General features: G+C 62.5%; 23 protein-coding genes. 16 read left to right on the forward strand and 7 right to left on the reverse strand.

Features of this window, described 5'->3' with window-relative positions:
- Positions 1–134 precede the first annotated feature (134 nt).
- The 3 genes from FJ979_RS26460 to FJ979_RS26470 all read left to right on the forward strand — a co-directional run bounded on the left by FJ979_RS26460 (position 135) and on the right by FJ979_RS26470 (position 3046).
- Complete coding sequence (locus FJ979_RS26460; RefSeq protein WP_140556244.1) at positions 135–1205, forward strand: NAD/NADP-dependent octopine/nopaline dehydrogenase family protein; 1071 nt, start codon at positions 135–137, stop codon at positions 1203–1205.
- Between the two features lie 220 nt (positions 1206–1425).
- Entirely contained in the window at positions 1426–1707 is a 282-nt protein-coding gene (locus FJ979_RS26465; protein ID WP_140499324.1) for a metal-sensing transcriptional repressor, read from the forward strand.
- A 10-nt stretch (positions 1708–1717) separates the two neighbouring features.
- A complete protein-coding gene (locus tag FJ979_RS26470) occupies positions 1718–3046 on the forward strand; it encodes a cation diffusion facilitator family transporter (protein ID WP_140584262.1) in 1329 nt (442 codons plus the stop codon).
- Between the two features lie 226 nt (positions 3047–3272).
- Here FJ979_RS26470 and FJ979_RS26475 read toward each other — a convergent pair whose 3' ends face one another.
- Positions 3273–3710 carry an Lrp/AsnC family transcriptional regulator gene (locus FJ979_RS26475; protein WP_140499320.1) on the reverse strand — a complete coding sequence of 146 codons (438 nt, stop codon included), beginning with the start codon at positions 3708–3710 and terminating at the stop codon, positions 3273–3275.
- Positions 3711–3836: 126 nt separating this feature from the next.
- Between FJ979_RS26475 and rocF the strand changes: the two genes are divergently transcribed.
- Positions 3837–4757 carry an arginase gene (gene rocF / locus FJ979_RS26480; protein ID WP_140499318.1) on the forward strand — a complete coding sequence of 307 codons (921 nt, stop codon included), beginning with the start codon at positions 3837–3839 and terminating at the stop codon, positions 4755–4757.
- A gap of 3 nt (positions 4758–4760) precedes the next feature.
- Positions 4761–5828, forward strand: coding sequence for an ornithine cyclodeaminase (locus FJ979_RS26485; protein WP_140584263.1), 1068 nt, complete (start codon positions 4761–4763; stop codon positions 5826–5828).
- Positions 5829–6021: 193 nt separating this feature from the next.
- Here FJ979_RS26485 and FJ979_RS26490 read toward each other — a convergent pair whose 3' ends face one another.
- The 3 genes from FJ979_RS26490 to FJ979_RS26500 are packed head-to-tail and all read right to left on the reverse strand — an operon-like array spanning position 6022 to position 8691.
- A complete protein-coding gene (locus FJ979_RS26490) occupies positions 6022–6261 on the reverse strand; it encodes a transporter substrate-binding domain-containing protein (RefSeq protein ID WP_181167255.1) in 240 nt (79 codons plus the stop codon).
- Positions 6258–7271 carry a substrate-binding domain-containing protein gene (locus FJ979_RS26495; protein ID WP_140499314.1) on the reverse strand — a complete coding sequence of 338 codons (1014 nt, stop codon included), beginning with the start codon at positions 7269–7271 and terminating at the stop codon, positions 6258–6260. The genes FJ979_RS26490 and FJ979_RS26495 overlap by 4 nt, the downstream gene beginning before the upstream one ends.
- Before the next feature lie 46 nt (positions 7272–7317).
- A complete protein-coding gene (locus FJ979_RS26500; protein WP_224519041.1) occupies positions 7318–8691 on the reverse strand; it encodes an ROK family protein in 1374 nt (457 codons plus the stop codon).
- A gap of 314 nt (positions 8692–9005) precedes the next feature.
- Here FJ979_RS26500 and FJ979_RS26505 point away from each other — a divergent pair, with 314 nt between their 5' ends.
- From FJ979_RS26505 to FJ979_RS26530, 6 genes are all read left to right on the forward strand, one after another.
- Complete coding sequence (locus FJ979_RS26505; RefSeq protein ID WP_140584264.1) at positions 9006–9833, forward strand: sugar phosphate isomerase/epimerase family protein; 828 nt, start codon at positions 9006–9008, stop codon at positions 9831–9833.
- 40 nt (positions 9834–9873) lie between these two features.
- On the forward strand, positions 9874–10995 hold the full coding sequence (locus tag FJ979_RS26510; RefSeq protein ID WP_140499310.1) for a substrate-binding domain-containing protein: 1122 nt from the start codon (positions 9874–9876) through the stop codon (positions 10993–10995).
- 64 nt (positions 10996–11059) lie between these two features.
- A complete protein-coding gene (locus FJ979_RS26515; protein WP_140499308.1) occupies positions 11060–12229 on the forward strand; it encodes a Gfo/Idh/MocA family oxidoreductase in 1170 nt (389 codons plus the stop codon).
- Between the two features lie 29 nt (positions 12230–12258).
- Entirely contained in the window at positions 12259–13812 is a 1554-nt protein-coding gene (locus FJ979_RS26520; RefSeq protein ID WP_224684839.1) for a sugar ABC transporter ATP-binding protein, read from the forward strand.
- On the forward strand, positions 13802–14776 hold the full coding sequence (locus tag FJ979_RS26525; protein ID WP_140499306.1) for an ABC transporter permease: 975 nt from the start codon (positions 13802–13804) through the stop codon (positions 14774–14776). The genes FJ979_RS26520 and FJ979_RS26525 overlap by 11 nt, the downstream gene beginning before the upstream one ends.
- 1 nt (position 14777) lies before the next feature.
- The gene (locus tag FJ979_RS26530) at positions 14778–15146 is read left to right on the forward strand and encodes a putative quinol monooxygenase (protein WP_140517375.1); all 369 of its coding nucleotides are present in this window, start codon (positions 14778–14780) and stop codon (positions 15144–15146) included.
- Positions 15147–15205: 59 nt separating this feature from the next.
- Here the strand turns inward: FJ979_RS26530 and FJ979_RS26535 are convergent, their stop codons facing one another.
- From FJ979_RS26535 to FJ979_RS26545, 3 genes are read right to left on the reverse strand one after another with little or no spacing between them, the layout of a single operon-like run.
- Positions 15206–16021, reverse strand: a complete 816-nt coding sequence (locus FJ979_RS26535) for an alpha/beta hydrolase (protein ID WP_140517373.1) — start codon at positions 16019–16021, stop codon at positions 15206–15208.
- Positions 16022–16032: 11 nt separating this feature from the next.
- Entirely contained in the window at positions 16033–17520 is a 1488-nt protein-coding gene (locus tag FJ979_RS26540) for an NAD-dependent succinate-semialdehyde dehydrogenase (RefSeq protein ID WP_140584265.1), read from the reverse strand.
- Between the two features lie 14 nt (positions 17521–17534).
- Positions 17535–18758 carry an iron-containing alcohol dehydrogenase gene (locus FJ979_RS26545; RefSeq protein WP_140584266.1) on the reverse strand — a complete coding sequence of 408 codons (1224 nt, stop codon included), beginning with the start codon at positions 18756–18758 and terminating at the stop codon, positions 17535–17537.
- A 209-nt stretch (positions 18759–18967) separates the two neighbouring features.
- On the opposite strand from FJ979_RS26545, the gene FJ979_RS26550 reads away from it, so the two are divergent.
- From FJ979_RS26550 to FJ979_RS26570, 5 genes are all read left to right on the forward strand, one after another.
- On the forward strand, positions 18968–19666 hold the full coding sequence (locus FJ979_RS26550; RefSeq protein WP_140499296.1) for a GntR family transcriptional regulator: 699 nt from the start codon (positions 18968–18970) through the stop codon (positions 19664–19666).
- A gap of 6 nt (positions 19667–19672) precedes the next feature.
- Positions 19673–21250 carry a sugar ABC transporter ATP-binding protein gene (locus FJ979_RS26555; RefSeq protein ID WP_140584267.1) on the forward strand — a complete coding sequence of 526 codons (1578 nt, stop codon included), beginning with the start codon at positions 19673–19675 and terminating at the stop codon, positions 21248–21250.
- Positions 21251–21267: 17 nt separating this feature from the next.
- Positions 21268–22239: an ABC transporter permease gene (locus tag FJ979_RS26560; RefSeq protein ID WP_140499447.1), complete on the forward strand. Its 972-nt coding sequence runs from the start codon at positions 21268–21270 to the stop codon at positions 22237–22239.
- A 57-nt stretch (positions 22240–22296) separates the two neighbouring features.
- Entirely contained in the window at positions 22297–23247 is a 951-nt protein-coding gene (locus tag FJ979_RS26565) for a substrate-binding domain-containing protein (RefSeq protein ID WP_140499292.1), read from the forward strand.
- A 66-nt stretch (positions 23248–23313) separates the two neighbouring features.
- Positions 23314–23907, forward strand: a complete 594-nt coding sequence (locus tag FJ979_RS26570) for a DJ-1/PfpI family protein (RefSeq protein ID WP_140499290.1) — start codon at positions 23314–23316, stop codon at positions 23905–23907.
- The last annotated feature ends 208 nt before the right edge of the window (positions 23908–24115 follow it).

Consider the following 24115-nt stretch of genomic DNA (forward strand, 5'->3'; position numbering starts at 1 on the left):
TCAGCGCCAGAATCCGGATCGGAGGCGGACAGCGACGTCAGACGCGGCTCCAGCTTGCGAAACCTCCTGAAGAAAAAATTCAGGTGACGGCGCAAGGATTCTCGAACCACAACGCCTGCGACAGGAGGAATGTTATGCGCGTGAGTATTCTGGGCGCCGGAGCAATTGCTTATGGCCTTGCCGCCTATTTGGCAGGATCGGGGCATTCGCCAATGCTTTGGTCACCGTCGGGACAGCGCACCAGGGCGTTGGCTACCGGCGAATTGTTGAAAGCGACGGGGGATATCGCGGCGACGGTACCCGTGCGCATCGCCAAGGATTGCAAGGATGCCATCGCCAACGCGGACGTGGTGGTGATTGCACTTCCGGCTTACGGCCACAGGATGGTGATGGATGCTGCCGCCCCCCATCTGATCGATGGAATTCCGGTCATCATCAGTTCGCATTGTTCGTTCGGGGCACTGTATCTCTCCAAGCGGTTGGCGGAGCGCAAGGTCAGCTTGCCGATCGTTCTTTGGGGCACAACACTGTTGACCGGGCGGCAACTCGGGCCAACCGAGGTCCATGTCACCACCATTCGCCAGAAGCTTGACGTCGCGACGCTGCCTTTCAAAGCTCAGGATGAAGGATACGGATTTTGCACGAGCCTATTTGGTGATCGTTTCGTCAAGCGCGACGGCATGCTTGCGATCGCGCTCAGCAACCTCAATCCGCAAAACCACTTGGGAATTGCCCTCCTCAACCTGACACGCATGGAAAAAGCCGAGCAATGGAGCCAGGGGGGAAACGTCACCCCTGCCGCTGGCCGCCTTATCGAGGCTCTGGATGCCGAACGGCTAGCCATCGCGGCCCATTTTGGTATCGCGGTTCGCACCGTCCAGGAGCATTTTTCATTGTCGTTTCATGTTCCGAAGGGAACCGTTTCGGAGATGAACCAGGAGATGGATCGTCAAGGCCGTGGCGGCTTTGGTCCGACAACAATCGAAAGCCGCTACATTCTCGAGGATGTTCCGTTCGGACTGCTGCCGACCGTATTGTTGGGTAAGATCACCGAGAAACCGGCGACGCTCCACGAGTCTGGAGTTTCGATATTATCGGCGGCTTACGGTCGCGATCTCAGGGGAGATAACGATATTCTTCCTGCGCTCGGCCTCGAGGGAATAGCAAAGGCGGATCTTGAAAACCTTTGCCGCACGGGGTTTTGAGTGCGCCCGCAGTCGATGCGGCATGATCACATTTAGGGGCACCGCGCTACGTCATCGCGTCGGTGCATTTTAACAGTGGTGCGCAGCGTCAGGGCGATGTCGCTGGCGCCGCGATCGCCAGAACCAGCCATGCAACCGTCGAAAGTAGCGTTCGGGACGCTGCGGGGAATCGAGCATCCCGAATTGACAATATCCCCTCCGGGGGGATAGCACATTCAGAATGAAAGAGCGTCCCCACATTCACGAGACCCATCCCGACATCGTCAAACGGCTGAAGCGGGCCGACGGTCATCTGAGGGGCGTTATTGAGATGATCGAAGCAGGCCGGCCTTGCCTTGACATTGCCCAGCAGCTTCATGCGGTCGAAAGGGCTGTTTCCCAGGCCAAGAAGACGCTCATCCAGGATCACCTAAACCACTGCCTGGAAGATGTCGTAGGGCCGCTGCCGCGTGAGCAGCGCCGCTCGATCGATGAATTCAAGGACATCACCAAATACTTGTGAGACACGCTCCATGATGGACGGCATTCGCGGCTGGTTCGGCTTCGGCCCGGCAGCTCAAGGCTTCGGCGGGCATGGCCATGACCATGGCGAGGGCGGACACGGCCACACGCATGGCGTGGTCGATCCCACAATCGCGACGACCACACGCGGCATCTGGGCGATCAAATGGTCGTTCGTGCTGCTAGCCCTCACAGCGGTGCTGCAACTGGTCATCGTATTCCTCTCGGGCAGCGTGGCGCTGCTTGCCGACACCATCCACAATGTCGGCGACGCGGTCACCGCCATCCCGCTGTGGATCGCCTTCATGCTGGCGCGGCGCAAGCCCAGCAAGACCTTCACCTACGGCCTTGGCCGGGTCGAGGACCTGGCCGGCATCATCATCGTCCTGATTATCCTCTTCAGTGCCATCGTCGCCGGCTATGAGGCGATCGACAGGTTGATCCATCCCCAAGCCATCAGCTTCCTCGGCTGGGTTGCCGCCGCCGGCCTCGTCGGTTTCCTGGGCAATGAGGCTGTCGCGGTATTCCGCATCCGCGTCGGCCGCGAGATAAACAGCGCGGCCCTGATCGCCGACGGCTATCACGCCCGCACCGATGGCTTCACCAGCCTTGCGGTGGTGCTTGGCGCGGCCGGCGTCTGGCTAGGCTTCCCGCTCGCGGACCCGATCATCGGCCTTTTGATCACTGTGGCTATCCTCGCCATCGTCTGGCAGTCCTCAAAGGCGGTGCTGACACGCATGCTGGATGGCGTCGAGCCGGGCATCGTCGAGGAAATCCATCATGCGGCTGAACATGTGAGGGGCATCCAACGGGTCGCCCAGGTGCGGGCGCGCTGGATCGGCCACAGGCTGCATGCGGATATCGCCATCAAGGTGGCCGAGACAGCGAGCGCAAAGGATGTGGTCGGCATCGCGGAGGCTTTGAGAGGGGAGCTGTTCGACCACCTGCCGGCGCTCTCGGAGGCGAACATCCGTCTGGAAGGCGAAGGCGGATCCGTGGCGGGCGGTTCGGCCCACGCCGATCATGCGCCGGAGCCTTTCAAGGTCGTCAGCGACCTGGCAACGGGAACGCTCGAAATCGTCGATACGCCCGCTGGCGAGCGCTTGCGTCTCACCATCGACAGCCATGCCGACGATCTGGGGGCGACCGTGATCATCGACCGGTCCGAAGGTCCCGAGACGCTTTCGCTCGGGCCTGTCGCCGGCAATCACCACCGCCGTGAAAGCAGCGTCGCCCCCGCCGAGCCGCACGAGTTCGAGGCGAGGCTGATCCTGACCTCTAAGGGCAAGCAACAGGTCCTGCCGTTCAAGATGGTTGAGCCGGAAGGCCACCAACACTAGGACGGGGCAGACTTGCGCGACTTGACGCGTTCGCTCAATCGGTGTCGCGTGACGCGGGTCGATGACAGATCTCGCCGCTCACGCAGCTCTGTTCTTCTCAGCAAGGTCCGCCCCCGCTGGAGGTTGCCACAGGTTGGCCAAGTCCGAGCTCATTTAGGGTTGCGCCGCACAACGGTGCAGGAGCAGCACTGCCGGTTTGGCCAGCTAGGCTATTCGCAGACAGCGATCAAAGCCGCGCCTTGGTGCTCCGGGGTGTCGCCAACAACAGGCTGGTCTCGCTGCCGGTGATGCCGGGGATCAGGCGGATGCGCCGCAGCACGGCGTCGAATTCGGTCAGTGTCTGCGTCCCCAGCTCTATCACCAGGTCCCAGCGGCCGTTGGTGGTATGGATCGTCGAAACCTCCGAGAAGCCGCCAAGAGCGCGGATCACACGATCGGCGGCATGCCCTTCGATTTCCACCATCATGATGCCGCGTACACGCTGGTCGACGGCATCGGCTCGCAGGATGACGGTATAACCGATGATCGCACCGGCTTTTTCAAGGCGCTCTATGCGAGACCTGACCGTTGCCCGCGAGACGCTGACATCCATGGCAAGGTCCGAGATGCTGCGCCGCGCGTCATGCCGCAAAAGCGTGATGAGCTGTTCGTCAAGCTGATCCATGGCTCAGAATGCAATCAAATCATTCCATTTTGATAGCCCATTTCGACAAATTTGCCAATTTGATATGTTCATCCTGCCAGTTATCCGCGCTCCAATGAGGCCTAGAAAACGCGCGGGGAAATACGGATGCATTGTACGATCGTCGGGGCACCGATCCAGGTCGGCTCGGGCCGGATGGGTTGCGAGATGGGGCCTAGTGCGCTGCGTACCGCAGGCCTGGCGGCAGCGCTCACTGAACTCGGGCATACGCTGGCCGACCTTGGCACCGTCGCCTCTGCCGATCTGCGCCCGATCAGCCACGGCAATGCCGCCTTGAAGGCGCTGCCGGAAATCGTCGCATGGACGGCGGCGATTACCGAGGCGGCCTATGCAGCCAGCGCCGGCGCCATGCCGATCTTCCTTGGTGGCGACCACAGCATTTCCGCCGGCACGCTGGCCGGTATCGCCCGCCGGGCGGCGGAAGCCGGCCGCCCGCTGTTCGTGCTGTGGCTCGACGCACATCCTGATTTTCACACGCTCGACACCACGACCAGCGGGAATTTGCATGGCGTGCCGCTGGCTTATGCCAGCGGGCAACCCGGCTTCGAAGGCTACTTCCCCAGCCTGGCGGCTTGCGTGGATCCGGCCCGTATCTGCACACTGGGCATCCGCAGCGTCGATCCGGCGGAGCGCGAAGCGCTACGTAAGGCGGGCGTCACCGTGCACGACATGCGCATGATTGACGAATACGGCATGGCCCCGCTGCTTCGCGCCTTTCTCGAGCGGGTCAGTGCCGAAAACGGCATGCTGCATGTCAGCCTCGATGTCGATTTTCTCGACCCTTCGATCGCGCCTGCCGTCGGCACCACCGTGCCGGGCGGCGCCACCTTCCGCGAGGCTCATCTGGTGATGGAGATGTTGCACGACAGCCATCTCGTCACCAGCCTCGACCTGGTCGAGCTCAATCCCGCACTCGACGAACGCAACCGCACCGCAACCCTTCTCGTGGACCTGACCGCGAGCCTGATGGGCCGGCGGATCATGGACCGTCCCACACGGAGTTATTGAACTGTGACCCCCCAACTCAACATCGTGCCCTTCGTCAGCGTCGATCACATGATGAAGCTGGTTCTTGCCGTCGGCATCGATCGCTTTCTCATCGATCTCGCTGCCTATATCGAAGAGGATTTCCGACGCTGGGAATTGTTCGACAAGACCCCGCGCATCGCTTCGCACAGCATCGACGGCGTCATCGAACTGATGCCTACGAGCGACGGACAGCTCTACGGCTTCAAGTATGTCAACGGTCATCCAAAAAACACGCGCGACGGGCGCCAGACCGTGACGGCGTTCGGCGTGATGGCCGATGTCGGCAATGGCTATCCGATGCTGCTTTCGGAAATGACCATCCTGACCGCGTTGCGCACGGCGGCGACGTCGGCCGTCGCGGCCAAATACCTTGCTCCCAATGCGGCGGACTGCATGGCAATCATCGGCAATGGCGCCCAGTCGGAATTCCAGGCCATCGCCTTCAAGGCCCTGCTCGGCATCGACAGGCTTCGCCTCTATGACATCGATCGGTCGGCATCCTTGAAGTGCGCGAAAAACCTTGCGGGGTTCGGTTTCGACATCGCGATCTGCGCTTCGGCGCAGGAGGCGGTGGAAGGGGCTCACATCATCACGACGGTCACCGCCGACAAACGCTCCGCGACCATCCTGACGGACAACATGGTCGGATCGGGCGTGCACATAAATGCCGTCGGCGGCGATTGCCCCGGCAAGACGGAATTGCATCGCGATATTCTGCTGCGCTCCGACATATTCGTCGAATACCCGCCGCAGTCGCGCATCGAGGGTGAAGTCCAGCAACTCGAGCCGGACCATCCCGTGACGGAGTTGTGGCAAGTGATGACCGGCAAGGCCGCCGGCCGCCGGGATGCCAGCCAGATCACCTTGTTCGATTCCGTCGGCTTTGCGATCGAGGACTTTTCCGCGCTGCGCTACGTCCGCGACCAGCTTCAGCGCACCGGCCTCTACGAGGAGCTCGATCTGCTGGCGGACCCGGATGAGCCACGCGACCTCTTCGGCATGCTGCTGCGCGCCGACAAGGCCGCCCAGATCACGGCCGTATCCAGCTGAGTTTTCGCAGAACCTGCGGCCGAATGTCCGCCTCGCAATAGCTGCGGCGCCGAGCGGCGCGCGGCTCGATATCCTAAAGCGGTTCATCGTTCGATGGAAATGACGAAGCGCTCTATCACTTTTATGCAATTCTCCAGGGAAAGCGCTACACGCTTTTCCGGGAAGACCGCTCTACACTTTTCCTGGAATTGTTTTAGCTCTTCGGGCTCAAGCCCACTTCAAACCACTTCTTCGACATCTGCGCGAGCGTACCGTCCGCGGCCATCTCGCCGAGCGCCTTGTTGAGGATCGCCTGAAGCTCGGGCTCCTGCTTGCGGATGCCCAGGCAAACATTTGACGCCATGATGGCGCCGACGAGACGCGGACCGCTTGTGATCAGCGTGCCGTTGCTCTTTGCCGCGCGGTCCCTCGCGAAGACGACATTGTCAGTCAAGGCAGGCTGTTTCGTGGCTTGCGCGCCATTAGCAAGGCGGCGGGCGCTGGTGTGCGCCAGACGACTTGATAGGCTTCTACTACATTGCTGGCCGTGACACTGAGCCCGGGAAGCGCGATCCAGGCCGGCGGCTGGCGTTCGAGCAGGCCGAGAATTGTGGCAATGCCCGTAGCAACGCCCTGATCGTGAGGCAGTTGCGCGGCGATGCCCTTGATCAGGCCTCCACCAACGAGGTCCGTGGCGACGTCGTTGCCGAGGTCGACTGTCGTCACCGGAATAGCCTTGCCCGCATCGCGGATCGCCGCGACGGCAGCGATTGCCGGCACGTCCCAGACGGCAAACAGTCCGGCGAGCTCCGGATTGGCCTGCAGCAAGTCGGCGGTCGCGGCTCTCGCTTGCGACACGTCGGCAAACTTGCCGCGAACCAGCGTCAGGTCGGGACGTCGAGCAGCCATCCATTTTCGGAAAGCAATCTCGCGCTCATGCGTCGCGAAGAAATCGATGCCATAGGCCAGAACGCCGACCTTTCCGCCCTGTGGTATATGTGGCGCCAGGAGTTCTGCGCCGATCTGACCGAGACCGAAATTGTCGCTGGAAACAACGCTGACGTAATCCTTGCCGGGCAGCATGCCGGTTGGGGCATTGTCGAGCAGCAACAGCTTCTTTCCGGCCGCCGATATTGCACGATGCGCGTCGGCGGCACGGTTGCTGCCGATTGGAATGGAGACCACCGCATCCACGGCTTCGCCGGCCAGCCGTTTCAGTTCCGAAATTTGCCGCTCGATGTCGAAGCCGCAGTCGACGACCTCGACCACCGCCGCTCCGTAGCGGCCAAGCGTGGTGACGATCCCGGCCAATTCCTCCTTAGCCCAGTCGCTCTTGGTGGTGTGGAGAACGATGGCGACCGAGAAGCGCCGGTTGCGGGCGAGATCGGCGTCGGCATTCGACAACCCGACCTGGTCGGCTGGAACCGCCCGTTCGCCATGCGGCCCAAGGCCGGTGATCGCCATTCCTCAACCCTCCCCAGGTTCACGCGGCCCGGCCGACTTGGCGATGCTATGCAAGCGCTCCTCCCGGTGGCCGTGGCTTTGCCGGGCGAGCGCTGGTTCCGAGTGCGGCCCGCGCGAGAAAATCCTTGAATTCCGGATGCTCACGCGGTGAACCGAGCGTAATCCACCCCTGCAGAAATTTCGCATCGAACAGTGCTTCCGCAACGACTTGGGCGGCGCCGACCAGTCCGGCCGAGCCGCCCATCTGCGAACGGACGATGCGCAGGTCGCGGGTGACGATCGGATGCGACTGGCGATAGACCGCCTCGCGTACGGCTGCCAACAGTATGTCCCCGGTCTGGGCCACGCTGCCGCCGAGTACGATCAATGACGGGTTCAGCAGATTGGCCAATGGCGCCAGTACCTCGCCGACCGCACGGCCGCAACGCCCGAGAAGGTCGATACAGAACGGATCGCCCAATTGGGCGCCGTGGCCAGCGTCGGTGACCGTCACTTCGCCGGCGCGCGCAAGCATCTCGGCCAGATAGGGGCTGCTCCCGCTCTCGGCCGCCTGGCGGGCCTCGCGTCCGAGCGCTTCGCTGCCGGCAACAGCTTCGAGATTTCTGCCCTCGATGAAAGTATGACCGATCATGCCGGCAGCGCCCTGCGCGCCACGGTGCAACGCTCCCTCCGAAACCACGCCGGCGCTGATCGAGCGGCCGAGCTTGACGAAGATCATGTCGGCGAGGCCGCTGCCGGACTTCAGTTCGCCCATCGTCATCGTCTGGACGCCGCTTCGCACCCATACCGGCGCGCCGACAAGCGTGGCCAACTGCTCGACGAAAGGGAATCCATCCCAGTTCTGGAACGCATTCAGCGCCGGCGCGAACAGCCGCTGATCATCGCATTTCTCAACGGCTCCGGGCACCGCCAGCCCGATGCCCCAGATGCTGGCCTCACTGCCATGCTCTTCCAGCATCCAGGCAAACAGCGTTGCTAGCCGCTGGACCACCGGCTCGGGACCTGCGGCCAGTTCCACCGCTTCGTGATGTTCGGCCAGCAGGCGGCCGGACAGGTCTGATACACCGACTGCCAGCGAGGAATGATCGAGCACGGCGGCCAGGATCATGCCAATGCGCGGCCGGAAGCGGACATGGCGTGGTGCGCGTCCGCCGATCGCCGGGCCGAGTTCGCCTTCTTCTATCAGCCCTAGCCGAAGCAGCGTGGCGAGACGATCCGTGACGACGGCGCGCCCCAGTTCCGACTGGTTCTCTAGCTCCTGGCGGGTCGTTGCCGCCTCGGTCCGTATAAGGTTGAGCAGCGTGGCCAGGCTACCATGCGCGGATTCGCTGGCACGCGGCCGGCCGGCGGCGCGGCGCGGTTGGTCCGACTGTACGGGGTCTGTGGCGCTGCGCTCGTCCATAGTCTTGCCGAGGCTCATCTCCCGATCTCTATCGCTGCCGGCTCAGGGTCATCACGCCGTTAGCCATGGGTACCGTGGCCTCATTTACGGATCAAGCAGGAACTTATGTATTTTACAAACAAAAGTATGCCGACTTTTGCATTTTAATGATTGACGAGCGGCGAAAGGCGGGCATAAGTATCAGCCAGGCTCGGAGGAGGGCTCCTAACGTCGACAGCCCTCGCGAAGGCGAAGGATGTCGCACGTCCGTTGTCCGAATTCTTCTCCAGCCAAAGATGCCGGCCCCGCGCTGCGCGCGGTGATGCATCGGCTACAGGCAGGGAGGATACGAGATGCCGGTGAAACTGGCCTATCACGCCAATTGCTGGGGTGCGCTCGGTGGCAACGCCGTCGGCGTCACTTCGATCACCCAGCTTACCTATCGCACCTTCGGTGACATGGAGCAGGCGATCCGCGACATTGGATCGGCCGGATATACCGGAACAGAACTCTTCGACGGCAATCTCCTCGACTATCAAGGACGCAATGGCGCGCTGCGCGCTGCCTTGGAGCAGTCCGGCGTCGTGCTCGTGGCCGGCTACTCCGGTGCCAACTTTATCTTCGACGATATCCTTGGCGAGGAGTTGGCGCGGATCGAACGCGGAGCGGCTGCCGTGGCCGAACTCGGCGGCGAGCATCTGGTCGTCGGCGGTGGCGCCAAGCGAGCCAAAGGCCGGCAGCCAGATGATTTCAAGCGCCTCGGCGCGGCGCTCGACAAGGTCATCGACATCGCAGCCAAGGCGGGCTTGCGCGCGCACTATCACCCGCATCTGTCGACCATCGTCGAAGGTCCCGACGAAGTTCGCGAGATTTTCAAACATACCGCGATCGATTTCTGTCCGGACACCGCGCATCTGGCAGCCGCTGGCGGTGATCCGGCCGCGCAGATTCGCGAATTCAACAAGCGCATCAGCTATGTGCATTTGAAGGGCTGGCAGCGCGATCCCTTCGCCTTCACGCCGCTCGACCGCGGCGACCTTGATATGGAGCCGATCATCCAGGCGCTCGAGGACACCGGATTTTCCGGCTGGATCGCAACCGAGCTGGATGCCTGGCCAGACCCCAAGCAAGGGGCGGAACTCAGCATGAAATATCTGAAGAGCGCTTTGAAGCAGAGTTGAACCGACAGGTACCAAGCCTGTCATCAGGGAGGAGACCCAAATGACACGTTTCAACACAATAGCCGGGACGTTCACGGCGGCATTGCTGGCCGCCAGCCTCTATACCGCAGCTCCCGCTTTCGCCGACCCCGATTCAGCACTCGCCGAACTGCAGAAGACAGTGCTCTCCAAGGGGCCGAACGGCGAAGCTCCAGCGTCGGCGGCGTCCGTCAATCTGACGCAGGAGGAACTGGCCAAGATCAAGGACATGAAGGCGACGGCGGCGATCGTCATGCACTATGGCGGCAATGACTGGTCACGCGCGCAGATCGCCGGCCTCAAAGACCAGTTTGGCAAGATGGGCATCGAGGTGATCGCCACGACCGATGCCGGATTCAAGCCGGAAAAGCAGGTCGCCGACCTCGAAACTGTGATGGCCCAGAACCCCAAGATCATCGTTTCGATCCCCACCGACCCGTCGGCGACGGCGTCCGCGTACAGGGCAGTTGCCGATAAGGGCGTGAAGCTGGTGTTCATGGACAACGTGCCGGCCGGCTTCGTCGCGGGCAAGGATTACGTCTCCGTAGTCTCGGCCGACAATTATGGCAACGGCGTCGCCGCAGCGCATCTGATGGCCAAGGCGCTGGGGGGCAAGGGCGACATTGGTCTGGTCTTCCACGCCGCCGACTTCTTTGTCACCAAACAGCGTTATGATGGCTTCAAGAAGACGATCGCCGACAACTACCCCGATATCAAGATTGTCGCCGAACAAGGCATTGGCGGCCCGGACTTCACCGGCGACGCCGAAAAGGCGGCATCGGCCATCCTCACTTCCAACCCTGCCATCAACGGCATCTGGGCGGTGTGGGACGTGCCGGCCGAAGGCGTCATCTCGGCGGCCCGCACCGCTGGTCGCGACGACCTTGTCATCACCACCTGCGACCTCGGCGAGAACGTCGCAATCAATATGGCGGGCGGGGGCTTCGTGAAGGGCCTGGGCGCCCAGCGTCCGTTTGACCAGGGCGTCACCGAAGCCCTGCTCGCAGGCTACGGTCTGCTCGGCAAGGAGGCTCCGGCCTTCGTCGCCTTGCCGGCGCTGCCCGTCACCAAGGACACGCTGCTCGAGGGTTGGAAAGCCGTCTATCACGCCGAGGCGACCGACAAGATCAAGGGCAGCATGTAGCGCGCCCTGCGGCCGGCGCACTCCCAGCCGGCCGCACCTCTTCTCAATTCGACAGGAGACCATCATGACCAAGACGCTCAACGTGGCGATGATCGGCGGCGGCTTTATGGGTAAAGCCCATGCGCTCGCTTATGCGACGATGCCGATGTTCTTCTGGCCCGCCCCCGCCATCCCCGTGCGCAAGGTGGTGGTCGACATCACCGAGACACTGGCCGACGAAGGCCGCCGTCGCTACGGATTCGAGGAATCATCCGCTGACTGGCGTTCGGTGGTGACGCGATCCGACATCGACGTCATTGACATCGTCACCCCGAACGACAGCCATGCCGCGATCGCGATCGCGGCCGCTGAAGCCGGCAAGCACATCATCTGCGAAAAGCCGCTGGCGCGCGGCGGCGACGAGGCAAAGACCATGCTCGACGCGGTGAACAAAGCCGGCGTCATCCACATGGTTGCCTTCAACTATCGTCGCACGCCGGCAGTGGCGCTTGCCCGCCAGTACATAGAGGAAGGCCGCATCGGTAAGATTCTCAACTTCCGCGGCACCTATCTGCAGGACTGGTCGGCCGATCCGGATTCGCCTCTGTCCTGGCGCTTTCAGAAGAAGATCGCCGGGTCCGGCTCGATCGGCGACATCGGCACCCATGTCGTCGACCTTGCCCGTTATCTGGTCGGCGAGATCGCCGAGGTCAGCGCGTTGGTGCGCACCTACAACAAAACGCGACCGATCCAACGCGGCAATCTCGACAGGCTCGGCGCGGCAGAGAGGAATACCGATACCGAGCGGGCTGAGGTCGACGTCGACGACGAGGTGATGACGCTGCTGAAATTCGCCGACGGCGCGATCGGTTCGCTGGAGGCGACCCGCAACGCCTATGGCCGCAACAATTTCATCACTTTCGAGATCCACGGCACCAAAGGCTCCATTGCTTTCAACTACGAACGGCGCGACGAATTGCAGGTGATGTTTGCCGATGATCCTGCGGATGCACGCGGCTTCAGGTCCGTCTATTCCGGTCCGGCGCACCCCTATGGGTCGGGTCTGTGGCCAATCCCGGCGCTCGGCATCGGCTATTCCGAAACCAAGATCGTGGAGTGTTTCGATTTCTTCTCGGCTATTGTTTCGGGCAAGCAGCCCTTGCCCAATTTCGAGGATGGCTACAAGACCGAGCGGGTGGCCGACGCGCTGATCGAATCCGGCCAATCCGGCCAGTGGACCAAGGTCCGACCATGACAATCGCGGCGCCTGTTCATGCGGTGGAAATGAAAGGCGTCACCAAATCCTTCGGCGGCGTCAAGGCGCTGGTCGATGTCGACCTGCGGGTAGAGAAAGGCGAAATCCACGCATTGCTCGGTGGCAATGGTGCCGGTAAGTCGACCATCCTGAAAGTGTTGAGCGGCGTTCATGTGCCGGACACCGGTACCATTCTAGTCGATGGCAAGCCACTCGCCGAAATCTCGCCCGAAGCTTCAAGGCGGGCGGGCATCGCCATGATCTTCCAGGAAATGAGCCTCATCCCCACGCTGACCGTGGCGCAGAATGTTTTCCTGACCCGCGAAGCCAAGGTCGCGTTCGGCCTGATCGACGATCGCACCGCCGAAAAGCGCGCCAAGGACCTGTTCGACATGCTGCAGGTCGAGGTCGATCCGAAAGCGACGGTCGGCAATCTCGGCGCCGGCCAACGGCAGTTGACGGAGATCGTCAAGGCGATCTCGCAGAATGCGAAAGTGCTAGTCCTGGATGAACCGTCGACGGCGCTGGCGGTATCCGATGTCGAGCGGCTGTTTGCCTTCCTGCGCAAACTGAGATCGGAAGGCGTCGCCATCATCTATGTCTCGCACCGCATGGACGAGATAGCCCGCATCGCCGACCGCGCCACGATCTTGCGCGATGGCCGCAACGTCATCACCGCGCCGATGTCGGAACTGCCGATCGAAACGATGATTGAGCATATTGTCGGCAAACGCTCGCGCGGTCTGTCCGACGTGGTACGCGGCGAATCGAATGTCGGGGCGCCGCTGCTTGAGCTCGACGGTGTTTCAGGGGTGGAGAAACCGAAGAACGTCAGCTTCGTCGTCCACAGCGGCGAAGTGGTCGGCCTAGCCGGGCTGCTGGGCTCCGGGCGGTCGGCGATCGCGCGCGTCATCGCCGGCATAGATCCGATCGTCGAAGGCGAGATCCGCATTGCCGGCGAGCCGGTGGCGATCGCCAGACCAAGTGACGCCATCGAGGCCGGTGTGGCGCTGGTGCCGGAGGATCGGCTACGGCAGGGCGTCATCGCGGAGCATTCGGTCGCCTCCAACATGACGCTCGCCGTGCTCGGCCAGTTGAGCAGCAAGGCCTTTGTGTCGACGAAAAAGATGCGCGAGCTGACTGATCGCCAGATCGCCCAGCTGCGGATCAAGACTGCATCGCGCGACAGCCCGGTGCGCACACTTTCGGGCGGCAACCAGCAGAAGGTCGTCATCGGCAAATGGCTTTCGAGGAATCCGGAGATCCTGGTCCTCGACGAGCCGACCTCCGGCATCGATATCGGTTCGAAGTCGGAAATCATCCTGCTGGTTCGCCAGCTCGCCAACGCCGGCAAGGCAATCATCATGATCTCGTCGGAGCTGTCCGAGATGCTGTCGGCCTGCGACCGTATCATCGTCGTCTCCGAGGGGCGCGTCGTGAACGATGTCAGCCGCGCCGATCTCGACGATCCCTCGGCGCCAAAGAACGATCCGGTTGCGCGACTCCAGGCGGCCGAGCGCAAGCTGCAGATCGTCATCCAGAAAGCGCTGAGCAAGAGCCAGGGAGGAATACATGTCCACTAGTCAGGCTGCCGCGTCCCAGTCCTCGCTGGCAGCGAGGCTTGGGCTCACCAACTGGCGGCAGAACATCATCTACATCGGTTTCGTCGTCATCTTCATCATTTTCGCGATAACGTTGTTCGACAAGGGCTTCCTCAACCTCAACAACCTGCTCAACATCGTGCGGCAGACGGCGATGATCGCGGTGATGGCGATCGCCATGACCTATGTTCTGTCGGCAGGCGAGATCGACCTGTCCGTTGGTGCCGTCGCGGGTCTCGCCTCGGTGACGACGGCGATGGCGATCGACGCCGGCGGACCGATCACCGGTGTGATGGCGGGGCTCGCCACAGGCGCCGTCGTCGGCACCTTCAACGGCCTGTTGACGACGCGGGTCGGAATTCCATCCTTCCTTACCACGTTGGCTATGATGGGCATCGCTACCGGCACCGCAATGTGGATCAGCGATACGGCTGCGGTGCCGATCATCTCGAAGAGCTACTCCTGGATCTTCGGCGGCGGCAATGTCGGGCCGGTGCCGGTGCTGCTGATCTGGATGCTGGTGCTGGGAGCCGTCGGCCACGTCGTTTTGAGGCGAACGAGCTTTGGCCGCCGCGTGCTGGCCACCGGCGGCGGCGAGATCGCGGCGCGTTATTCCGGCATCGACACCAAGTCGGTCAAGTTCCGCGTGCTTACCATCTCGGCCATGGCGGCGGCGCTGGCCGGAATGCTTTACGCCGGCCGGCTGCAATCGGGGCGCTTCCAACTCGGCCAAGGCGACGAACTGTCGGTGATAGCCGCGGCGGTGCTTGGCGGCACCAGCCTGTTCGGCGGCTCCGGCACGGTGATCGGGACAATTGTCGGCGCGCTGATGATCGGCCTCATCAATAACGGCCTGATTCTGATGGGGTTGGAGTTCAGCCAGCAGCTAATTGCGCGCGGCGCCATCATCATCCTTGCCGTTGCACTCAGCCAGGGGAGGAAATGAGATGACGGTTCCCTATACGGTCATCGGCACCGTGGTTGCCAAACCCGAAACCCGCGATGAACTGCAAAGAATCCTGTCGGGCCTCGTCGAACCGACACGTGCCGAGGAGGGCTGCATCAACTACGACTTCCATGTCGACCCGGCTGACCCCTGCGTATTCATGTTTTACGAGAACTGGCGTTCGAAGGACGATCTCGACAGGCACCTCTCCATGCCACATCTGATGCCGCTGTTCGGGAAGCTCGACGACCTCGTTGCGCGGCCGGTGGATGTCCGTCAATTCGTCATGCTCAGCCAGCTGGCGCTGGCATCGCATGAGCGATCGTTTCCAACCCCGCACGGTGAGAGCAGATCCGATGGAGACAGGTAAAGCGCTCGGGACGCGGGTGACAGCTGAAAGTGCCAGCTTTTGACGGAACGCCAATGGCCTCAGCCGGAAACCAGGTTTGTCAGCATGGTTGCCGCCTCGGTGCCGGCCAAGCCGAGGTCGAGAACGCTGCTCATGTGATTGGCTCCAGGAAGGGCGGTCTGCGAGACCTGTAGTCCCTGCTCCTTCAGATGCCGCGTAAACGCCTCGGCCTGGCTGTGGAATGGCGGCGTTTCATCGGTGCCGACAGCGATCTCGACCGACACCGACGGATCGAAACGGCGGGTGAGCGGCGAGAACCTGGCTGCGTCCTCGTCCGTTATCGCGATCTCGGCGGCAAGGAAGGAGGTCTGAAGCGGCTTCAGGTCGTAGAGACCGCCAAGCAGCAACGCGCCTTTGATTGTCGAAGTCCGGCCGTCGTCATTGAAAAGCATCGTCGCAAGTTGGGCGCCGGCTGAATGTCCGCTCACGGTCAGGCGCTCGGTATCGCCGCCGTGATCGCCGATATGGTCGAGCACCCAGCTTTTGGCGCGCCGCACCTGGTCGACGATCGTGGCCATCCTCACAGCCGGCATCAGCGCATAATCGACGATGACCGCGATTGCGCCGGCGCGCGTCACCGTCTCGGCGACATAGGAATAGTCGCGCTTGGAGAACATGCGCCAGTAGCCGCCATGGATGAACACATGGACCGGCAGGCGGTCGCGCTTGCCCTCCGGAAAGAACAGGTCGATGGTCTCGGTGGCATCCGCTCCATAGGGGATATCGGCAACCATCGGCATGGTTGCCCGCACCTCCGTGCTGCGACGAACGATCTCGGCGACGATGTCGTCGAACTCGGCGACGTGGTCGCGGATGCGGAAAGGATCATTCTGCATGGGCTGCCCGTTCACATGGTCACGGCGATGTACTTCGCCTCCATGAACTCGGCAATGCCGTGCTTCTGTCCGCCTTCGCGGCCAAGGCCGCTCTGCTTGACGCCGCCGAAAGGTGCCGCCGGATCCGACATCAGGCCGCGATTGAGCGCGACCATGCCCGTTTCGATCTTCGATGCCACGTGCATGCCCCTGGCCAGATCACGCGTGTAGATGTAGGCGGCAAGGCCGTATTCCGTGTCGTTGGCGCGCGCGATGACTTCGTCCTCGTTCTCGAAGCGGCTGATCGGGGCCACCGGACCGAATATCTCCTCCTGCGCCATCTCGGCATTCGCGGGCACGTCCCGAAGGACGGTCGGCGGATAGAAATAGCCCTTGTCGTCGGCGACCGCGCCGCCGCACAGGATCCTGGCCCCACGGGCGACCGCGTCCTTGACCAGCCGATCGATCTTCTCGACGGCCTTCCTGGTAATCATCGGACCGCATTCGGTGTCCGGGTCGGTGCCTGAACCGAGCTTGAGCGCGGCCATGCGTTGGCGCAGACCTTCGGCAAACGCGTCATGGATGCCGGCCTGCGCGTAGATGCGGTTGGCTGCCGTGCAGGCCTCGCCGGCGTTTCGCATCTTGGCGACCATCGCGCCGTCGAGGGCCGCGTCCAGGTCGGCGTCATCGAAGACGATGAACGGGGCGTTGCCGCCGAGTTCCATCGAGCATGAGATGACGTGCTTGGCGGCTTCGGCCAGCAGAACACGACCCACGCCGGTCGAACCGGTGAAGGATAGCTTCCGGACGCGCGGGTCGGCGAGCATGGCGGAGGTCACTGGTCCGGGGTTCGAAGTGGTGAGCACATTGACGACGCCGGGAGGCACACCCGCCTCCTCGTACAGCGCGGCGAGCGCGTAGGCGGTCAGGGGCGTCTCGCTGGCGGGCTTCAGAATGACGGTGCAGCCGGCGGCCAGCGCCGGCGCGATCTTGCGTGTCGCCATGGCGGCGGGGAAATTCCAGGGCGTTATGAGCACGCAGATGCCGATCGGATGATAATCGACGACGATCCGGTTGGCGCCTGACGGCGCCAGGCCGAACTCGCCGCTGATGCGCACCGCTTCCTCGGCATTCCAGCGGAAGAATTCAGTCGCATAGGCGACCTCGCCGCGCGCGTCACGCAGCGCCTTGCCGTTCTCCAGCGAGATCAGCGCCGCCAGCGTATCGGACCGTTCGACCATCAATTCGAAACAACGCCGCAGGATTTCCGAACGCTTGCGCGGCGCGGTTGCGCGCCAGCTTGCAGCCGCCTTCGCAGCCGCCTCGACGGCAGCGGTGGCATCGGCAATCGTGGCGTCCGGGACAGCCGCAATCACGGCCTCCGTGGAAGGATCGATCACCTCAATGAGGCGACCGTCGGAAGACGGTCGCCAGTGTCCGTCGATATAGAGGCCGTGCGAGAATGTGGTGTAGTCGAACATGTCCGGATCTTCGTTGAGTTGCCCTTGGGGTACGTTCATCTCATCACCTCTGGTCAGACTGAGCTTGCGGCCATGTCGCCGTCATAGGCGGCCCTCACCAGCCGCCGCATCGCGGCGATGTCGAAAGGACGAGGGTTGTTCTTGATCAGTCGATCGATGCCGAGCGCCTGCTCGGCGGTCCAGTCGATCTTGTCGTGTGGAAGACCCAGATCGGCCAGCGTCCGGGTGATGCCGATCGCCGCGAACAGCCGGGCCACCTCATCGATGGTGGCGCGCGCGGTCGCCTCGGCGCTCTTTGTCTCCGTCACCCCCAGAGCGGCGCCGACCGCCGCTATTTCGTCGGTCGCGGCGGGCAGATTGTAGCTCATCACGTAGGGAAGCATCGTCGCCACGCCTAATCCGTGCGGCGTGTGGGTAAGCGCGCCGACGGGATATTGCACGGCGTGGGCAGCCGCCGTTCCGGCCGTGCCGAAAGCGCAGCCGGCCGCCAGCGCTCCCATCATGACATCGGCGCGTGCGTCTTCGTCCGAGCCGTCCCTGTACGCCTTTTCGAGACTGCGGCCCAGGAGCTGGATGGCCAGCAGCGCGAAATGATCGGTCAGGGCGCTCTTGCCGACGAAGACATGCCGCTGCGGCAAGTGCGGATCGGCGCCGCGTTTGGCGGACGTAAAGGCTTCGATCGCGTGGGTGAGCGCGTCGGCTCCGGCGATTGCCGTGAGGGAGGGCGGGCATGTCGCGGTGAGTTCCGGATCGCAGAGCGCGACCGCGGCAATGAGATGGGGACTGGAAATGCCGACCTTAAGCGTCCGCTCCGGATCGGAGATCACCGCCACCGGCGTCACTTCCGAACCGGTGCCGGCGGTGGTCGGGACCGCGATTACCGGAAGCGTGGGGCCGGGCACCTTGAACTCCCCGTAGTAGTCCTGAAGCGACCCGCCGTGACTGATCAGCAGCGCGGCGCTTTTGGCCATGTCCAGGCAACTGCCGCCACCGATCCCGATCACCATGTCCGGCTTGAAGTCCTTCGCATGGGCGGCACAGACGGCAACGCTGTCACGAGGGACATCCGGGAGGATGCGATCGTACACGAGCGTTTCGATCGAGCCTGCTCTCAGTGCCGCGCTGATCTGCGCGAACATTGGCGTCCCGGCGAAACGCTCATCCGTGCAGATGAATGCGCGCCGGCCATATCTGGCGGCAATATCAGGCAGCGCGTGGCGCTGGCCTTTGCCGAAAAGAATCTCATGCGGCAACCGGGCTGCTGCAAATAGCGTCATGAAGTGTGTCCTTCGAATATGGATTGGGGAGCGGGGGATCGGAGATCACCGCTTGCCCAGCGTGCGTGGCGTGGTTCGGGCAAGGCACGGGCCAGAGCCGTCGTCGAGTTTTCCTGCCTCACGAAATATCCTCTATAAAATCGTATAGGATATAGGATTGAATTGCGCGGAGCATCGTGTTAGAGGTCGCCCCTGTCAAGAGGCAAAACATGCAGAATCCAGACCTTACCGTCGACAATGACGCTCGGTTGACAGGCCGCATTCAGCGCGCCAACAGCCTGTCGGGCGACGTCTACGAGGCGATCTTCCAGCAGCTGATGTCGCTGAAGATAGCTCCGGGATCGCGGATCACCGTCGATAACCTCGTCAAGGAGTTCAACGTCTCGCATACGCCCATCCGCGAAGCTCTTGGGCGGCTGGAAGGCGAGGGCCTGGTGGTGAAAACCCATCTTATCGGGTACCGGGCCGCGCCCCAGATCACACGGCGCCGTTTCGACGAACTCTATGAACTGCGCCTGCTGCTCGAACCCGCAGCCGCCGCCAAGGCAGCCGCTGCGCTCGATGAAGCCCGGCTGATGATTTTGCAGGAGGCGGCTGGCGTGATGGCCAGGCGGGTGGGCAAGGACGAACGCCTGCGTTATTCGAACTTCGCCCGCCAGGATGCTATCTTCCACGACAAGGTCATGGAGTTCGCGCAGAACGAGCTCATCCGCGAAACGCTGAACCACCAGCACACCCACTTCCACATTTTCCGCCTGATGTATCACTCGCGGGTCACCGAGGAGGCGCTCGACGAGCACGAAGCCATCCTCGCCGCTTTCGCGGCCAGCGATCCGGTTGCCGCCGAAAAGGCGATGCGCGTGCACATAGAGAATTCGCGGGACAGGCTCCTGCCTGCATTCGAGTAGGCCGCGATGTCAGTTGCCACTCGCATCGACGGAAGCGTCACCGCTTTGCCGCCAGAGCCCACACAGGCTGTGGCTCCGGTGCTACGCGCGGAAGGGCTTTGCAAACAATACGGCCCGGTGACCGTGTTGTCGGACATCACGCTGGATATTTTCCCTGGCGAGATCCATGCCGTCATCGGCGAGAATGGCGCCGGCAAGTCGACGTTCATGCGCTTGCTTTCCGGTTACATCGAGCCAACCGCCGGCAGCCTGTCCATGGCCGGTGACCGCGTGAGTTTCAGGACACCTCACCAGGCGCAGGCGGCAGGCATCGCGCTGGTGCATCAGGAAATCCTCCTGGCCGAAGCGCTCACGGTGACTGACAATCTCTTTCTCGGCCGCGAGCTCTCCAGGCGCGCAATCGTCGATGATGGCGCCATGCGCCGCATAGTGGCCGCGAAACTGGCCGAGATCGGTTGCGAGGTGTCGCCGACCGCGCTGGTCCGGGACATTTCGCTGGCGGATCGCCAGCTCGTGCAAATCGCCCGCGCGTTGCTCGACGACCACAGGGTCGTCATCTTCGATGAGCCGACAGCGGTGCTGACCGGTGGGGAGGTCGAGCGTTTGCTCGCCATCATCTTCGGGCTCAGGGCGCGGGGCATCGCCGTTCTCTACATCAGCCACCGCCTCGACGAGGTGCAGCGGCTGGCGGACAAGGTCACGGTCCTGCGCGACGGCAAGATGATCGGCACCTATCCCGGCCATGCGTTGAGCCAGGCCGACATGGCGCAGCTTATGGTCGGGCGCGAACTCGCCGCGCTTTATCCTCACAAGCGCGAGGTCCAGACGAGCCGGCCCATGCTGACCGTCAGAAACGCGACTGTTCCAGGTTATGCACGGGACGTGTCCTTTACCGTTCACAAAGGCGAGATTCTTGGCTTCGCCGGCATGATCGGGGCGGGGCGAACCGAGTTGTTCGAAGGCATTGTGGGGCTTAGGCCGGCGACGGCTACGATCGAGCTCAACGGTTCGCCGATACAGATACGTTCACAGCGCGAGGCCATAGACGCGGGCATCGGCTATCTGACGGAAGATCGCAAGGGCAAGGGCCTGCTTTTGCAGGAGCGGCTGGCGCCGAACCTGACCCTCTCGTCGCTTGGCCTTCTGCATCCGGGGCTGCTGGTTCTGCGCGGTCGCGAATCCGAGGCGCTCGCCCGGGCCGTCTCCAGCTACGACATCCGGGTGAAGAGTCTGAGCGCCAAGGCGGGGCAGCTTTCGGGCGGAAACCAGCAGAAACTTCTGCTGGCCAAGGTGCTTCTGACCAATCCTTCGGTCGTGATCATCGATGAGCCGACGCGCGGGATCGACATCGCCAACAAGGCGCAGATCTACGCCTTCATCCAGGAACTCGTGGGCCAAGGCAAAGCCTGCATCGTCATCTCGTCGGAGATGCAGGAACTGGTCGGCATCTGCGACCGCGTCCTGGTCATGCGCGAAGGCAGGATCAGCGGCGAGGTCTCGGGCGAAACGATGATCGAAAGCAACATCGCGCTGCTGGCGACCAGTGACAAAGGCCATGGCACGGCCCAAGGAGGAAGACAGTGACGGCGCTTACCCATTCCATGTCTGCCCGAAGCGACAGGCAGCACCATTTCTCGTGGACGGATGCCGGCCCTTTCCTCGCATTGTTCGCACTGCTGGTGGCGGGATTCCTCATCAATCCGGATTTTCTTTCCGCGACAAACCTAGGCAACGTGATCACGCGCAGCGCTTATGTCGCCATCATAGCCGTCGGCGCCACATTCGTGATCTCATCAGGCGGGCTCGACCTTTCGGTCGGCTCGATGGTCGCCTTCATCGCCGGCGTCACGATCATGTTCATGAACATGATGGCCCCCAGCCTCGGCCTTTGGGCCATCCCGGCAGGCATGGTGATAGCAGTCGTCGCGGGGCTTCTATGCGGCCTCGCGAACGGTCTCATCGTCACGGTCGGAAGGATCGAGCCGTTCATCGCCACGCTCGGCACAATGGGTATCTTCCGCGCACTGATCACCTATATGACCGATGGCGGCACGATCCCGATCGATCGCTCGCTGCGGGACGCGTACCGGCCGGTCTATTTCGGCGCCGTCGCGGGCATTCCGGTGCCGATCCTTCTGTCGGCGCTCGTTGCGGTGGTCGGCGCATTTGTCCTCTACAAGACCAAATATGGCCGCAAATGCGCGGCGGTGGGCGCGAACGAGGACGTCGCCCGCTATTCGGGCATCTCGGTCGTCAAGACGCGCACCATTGCCTATGTCATCCAGGGTGCATGCGTGGCGGTCGCCGCCATCTGTTACGTGCCTCGTCTGGGAGCCGCCACCCCGACCACCGGACAGCTTTGGGAGCTGCAGGTGATAACGGCCGTTGTCATTGGCGGAACGGCGCTGCGGGGCGGCAAGGGCCGCATCTGGGGCACCATCGCCGGTGCGGTGATCCTGGAACTGATCGCCAACCTGATGGTGTTGTCGGATTTCGTTTCCGAATACCTCGTCGCCGCGGTGCAGGGCGTCATCATCATCATCGCCATGCTCGTGCAAAGATTTTCGAAATAGCTCGTCTTCGGACCAGACGGGCGCCTGTTGTGTGGTCCATATCTCTGGGAGGTATTTATGTTTAGCAGGAAATGGGTTGCCGTTGCGGCAGTCGGCGCACTGATGGTGGCCGGCCAGGCGCTTGCAGCCGACAAGAAGGTGGTCGCGGTGTCGATCCCGGCGGCGGATCATGGCTGGACGGCCGGCATCGTCTATCACGCGCAGGCCGCCGCAAAGGAAATCAACGCGGCCTTCCCGGATGTCGAAGTCGTCGTGAAGACGTCGCCCTCGGCGGCCGACCAGGTAAGCGCGCTGGAGGATCTGTCGGCCAGCCGCAAGCTGGATGCGCTGGTGATACTGCCCTACACCTCCGAGGAACTGACCCAGCCGGTGAAAGCCATCAAGGAGATGGGTACGTTCATCACCGTCGTCGACAGGGGATTGACCGACCCTTCCATTCAGGACCTGTATCTTGCCGGCGACAACATCGCGGTTGGCACCAATACGGCGAAGTTCATGATCGACAAACTGGGCGGCAAAGGTGACGTCGTCGTGCTGCGCGGCATTCCCACCGTCATCGACGACGAGCGCATCAAGGGCTTCGAGGATACCATCAAGGGCACCGGCCTGAAGGTGCTCGACATGCAGTATGCCCACTGGAACAGCGACGAGGCCTTCAAGCTCATGCAGGATTACCTGGCCAAGCACCCGCACATCGATGCGGTCTGGGCCAATGACGACGACATGCTTCTCGGTGTGCTCGAGGCCGTCAAGCAGTCCGGCCGAACCGATATCAAGCTAGCGCTCGGCGGCAACGGCATGAAGGACATCGTGAAGAAGGTGATAGACGGGGATGCGATGACACCGGTCGAGACGCCGTATCCGCCGGCGATGATCAAGACCGCTATCTACATGACCGTGGCCAACTTGATCGGTCAGGCTCCGGTTCGCGGTGCCGTCAAACTCGACGCCCCGCTCATAACCCAGGCCAACGCCAAGGAATATTACTTCCCCGACTCCCCATTCTGAGGCCCGCATCCGAATGAGGCAAGGCGCGTGATGCGCCTTGCATGCCAACAACAGAGAGGAAGAGCTATGCCAGGCAAGAAGATATTGATGCTGACCGGTGAGTTCACCGAGGAATACGAGATTTTCGTTTACCAGCAAGCGATGGAAGCCGTTGGTCACACGGTCCATGTCGTCTGCCCCGACAAGAATGCGGGCGACCTGATCAAGACCTCGCTGCACGATTTCGAAGGGGACCAGACCTACACCGAAAAGCTCGGGCACTACGCGCTGATCAACAAGACGTTCTCGGATGCGGAAAAGCAGCTCGACCAGTACCACGCGGTCTACTGCGCGGGCGGACGCGGACCGGAATACATCCGCACCGACAAGCGGGTGCAGACGATCGTTCGACACTTTCACGAGACCAAGAAGCCGATCTTCACGATCTGCCATGGCGTGCAGATCCTGATCGCGGTCGACGGTGTCGTGCGCGGCAAGAAGGTTGGTGCGCTGGGCGCTTGCGAGCCGGAAGTCACTCTCGCGGGCGGAACTTATATCGACCTCTCGCCGACGGAAGCCTATGTCGATGGCACGATGGTGTCGGCCAAGGGATGGACGGCGCTGGCCGCCTTTATCCGCGAGTGCCTGAAGGTGCTCGGCACGGAAATCCGCCACAACTGAGCCACGAACCAGGTGGAGGCCGGCGCGCTGCCGTGGCGTGTCGGCCTCCACAGTGATACCGAGGCCTTCGCCGATGCGGACGACTGTATCGACCGTCGTGCAAAAGGTATGCGCGCGGTGCGTCCTGCCGGTTAGAGCATTTCCTATTTTGGGAGAATCGTAGGATTCCCAAAACCGGATGTTTGTGATTCAAGATGCTGGCTGGATT

This window comes from Mesorhizobium sp. B1-1-6 (assembly GCF_006443035.1).
In the GTDB taxonomy this organism is placed as follows: domain Bacteria; phylum Pseudomonadota; class Alphaproteobacteria; order Rhizobiales; family Rhizobiaceae; genus Mesorhizobium.

Bases quoted from the DNA above. Each gene is read 5' to 3' on its own strand.
- FJ979_RS26460 (WP_140556244.1), top strand. From the start codon at position 135: ATGCGCGTGAGTATTCTGGGCGCCGGAGCAATTGCTTATGGCCTTGCC.
- FJ979_RS26465 (WP_140499324.1), top strand. From the start codon at position 1,426: ATGAAAGAGCGTCCCCACATTCACGAGACCCATCCCGACATCGTCAAA.
- FJ979_RS26470 (WP_140584262.1), top strand. From the start codon at position 1,718: ATGATGGACGGCATTCGCGGCTGGTTCGGCTTCGGCCCGGCAGCTCAA.
- FJ979_RS26475 (WP_140499320.1), bottom strand. From the start codon at position 3,710: ATGGATCAGCTTGACGAACAGCTCATCACGCTTTTGCGGCATGACGCG.
- rocF (WP_140499318.1), top strand. From the start codon at position 3,837: ATGCATTGTACGATCGTCGGGGCACCGATCCAGGTCGGCTCGGGCCGG.
- FJ979_RS26495 (WP_140499314.1), bottom strand. From the start codon at position 7,271: ATGGCGATCACCGGCCTTGGGCCGCATGGCGAACGGGCGGTTCCAGCC.
- FJ979_RS26500 (WP_224519041.1), bottom strand. From the start codon at position 8,691: ATGAGCCTCGGCAAGACTATGGACGAGCGCAGCGCCACAGACCCCGTA.
- FJ979_RS26505 (WP_140584264.1), top strand. From the start codon at position 9,006: ATGCCGGTGAAACTGGCCTATCACGCCAATTGCTGGGGTGCGCTCGGT.
- FJ979_RS26510 (WP_140499310.1), top strand. From the start codon at position 9,874: ATGACACGTTTCAACACAATAGCCGGGACGTTCACGGCGGCATTGCTG.
- FJ979_RS26515 (WP_140499308.1), top strand. From the start codon at position 11,060: ATGACCAAGACGCTCAACGTGGCGATGATCGGCGGCGGCTTTATGGGT.
- FJ979_RS26520 (WP_224684839.1), top strand. From the start codon at position 12,259: ATGAAAGGCGTCACCAAATCCTTCGGCGGCGTCAAGGCGCTGGTCGAT.
- FJ979_RS26525 (WP_140499306.1), top strand. From the start codon at position 13,802: ATGTCCACTAGTCAGGCTGCCGCGTCCCAGTCCTCGCTGGCAGCGAGG.
- FJ979_RS26530 (WP_140517375.1), top strand. From the start codon at position 14,778: ATGACGGTTCCCTATACGGTCATCGGCACCGTGGTTGCCAAACCCGAA.
- FJ979_RS26535 (WP_140517373.1), bottom strand. From the start codon at position 16,021: ATGCAGAATGATCCTTTCCGCATCCGCGACCACGTCGCCGAGTTCGAC.
- FJ979_RS26540 (WP_140584265.1), bottom strand. From the start codon at position 17,520: ATGAACGTACCCCAAGGGCAACTCAACGAAGATCCGGACATGTTCGAC.
- FJ979_RS26545 (WP_140584266.1), bottom strand. From the start codon at position 18,758: ATGACGCTATTTGCAGCAGCCCGGTTGCCGCATGAGATTCTTTTCGGC.
- FJ979_RS26550 (WP_140499296.1), top strand. From the start codon at position 18,968: ATGCAGAATCCAGACCTTACCGTCGACAATGACGCTCGGTTGACAGGC.
- FJ979_RS26555 (WP_140584267.1), top strand. From the start codon at position 19,673: ATGTCAGTTGCCACTCGCATCGACGGAAGCGTCACCGCTTTGCCGCCA.
- FJ979_RS26560 (WP_140499447.1), top strand. From the start codon at position 21,268: ATGTCTGCCCGAAGCGACAGGCAGCACCATTTCTCGTGGACGGATGCC.
- FJ979_RS26565 (WP_140499292.1), top strand. From the start codon at position 22,297: ATGTTTAGCAGGAAATGGGTTGCCGTTGCGGCAGTCGGCGCACTGATG.
- FJ979_RS26570 (WP_140499290.1), top strand. From the start codon at position 23,314: ATGCCAGGCAAGAAGATATTGATGCTGACCGGTGAGTTCACCGAGGAA.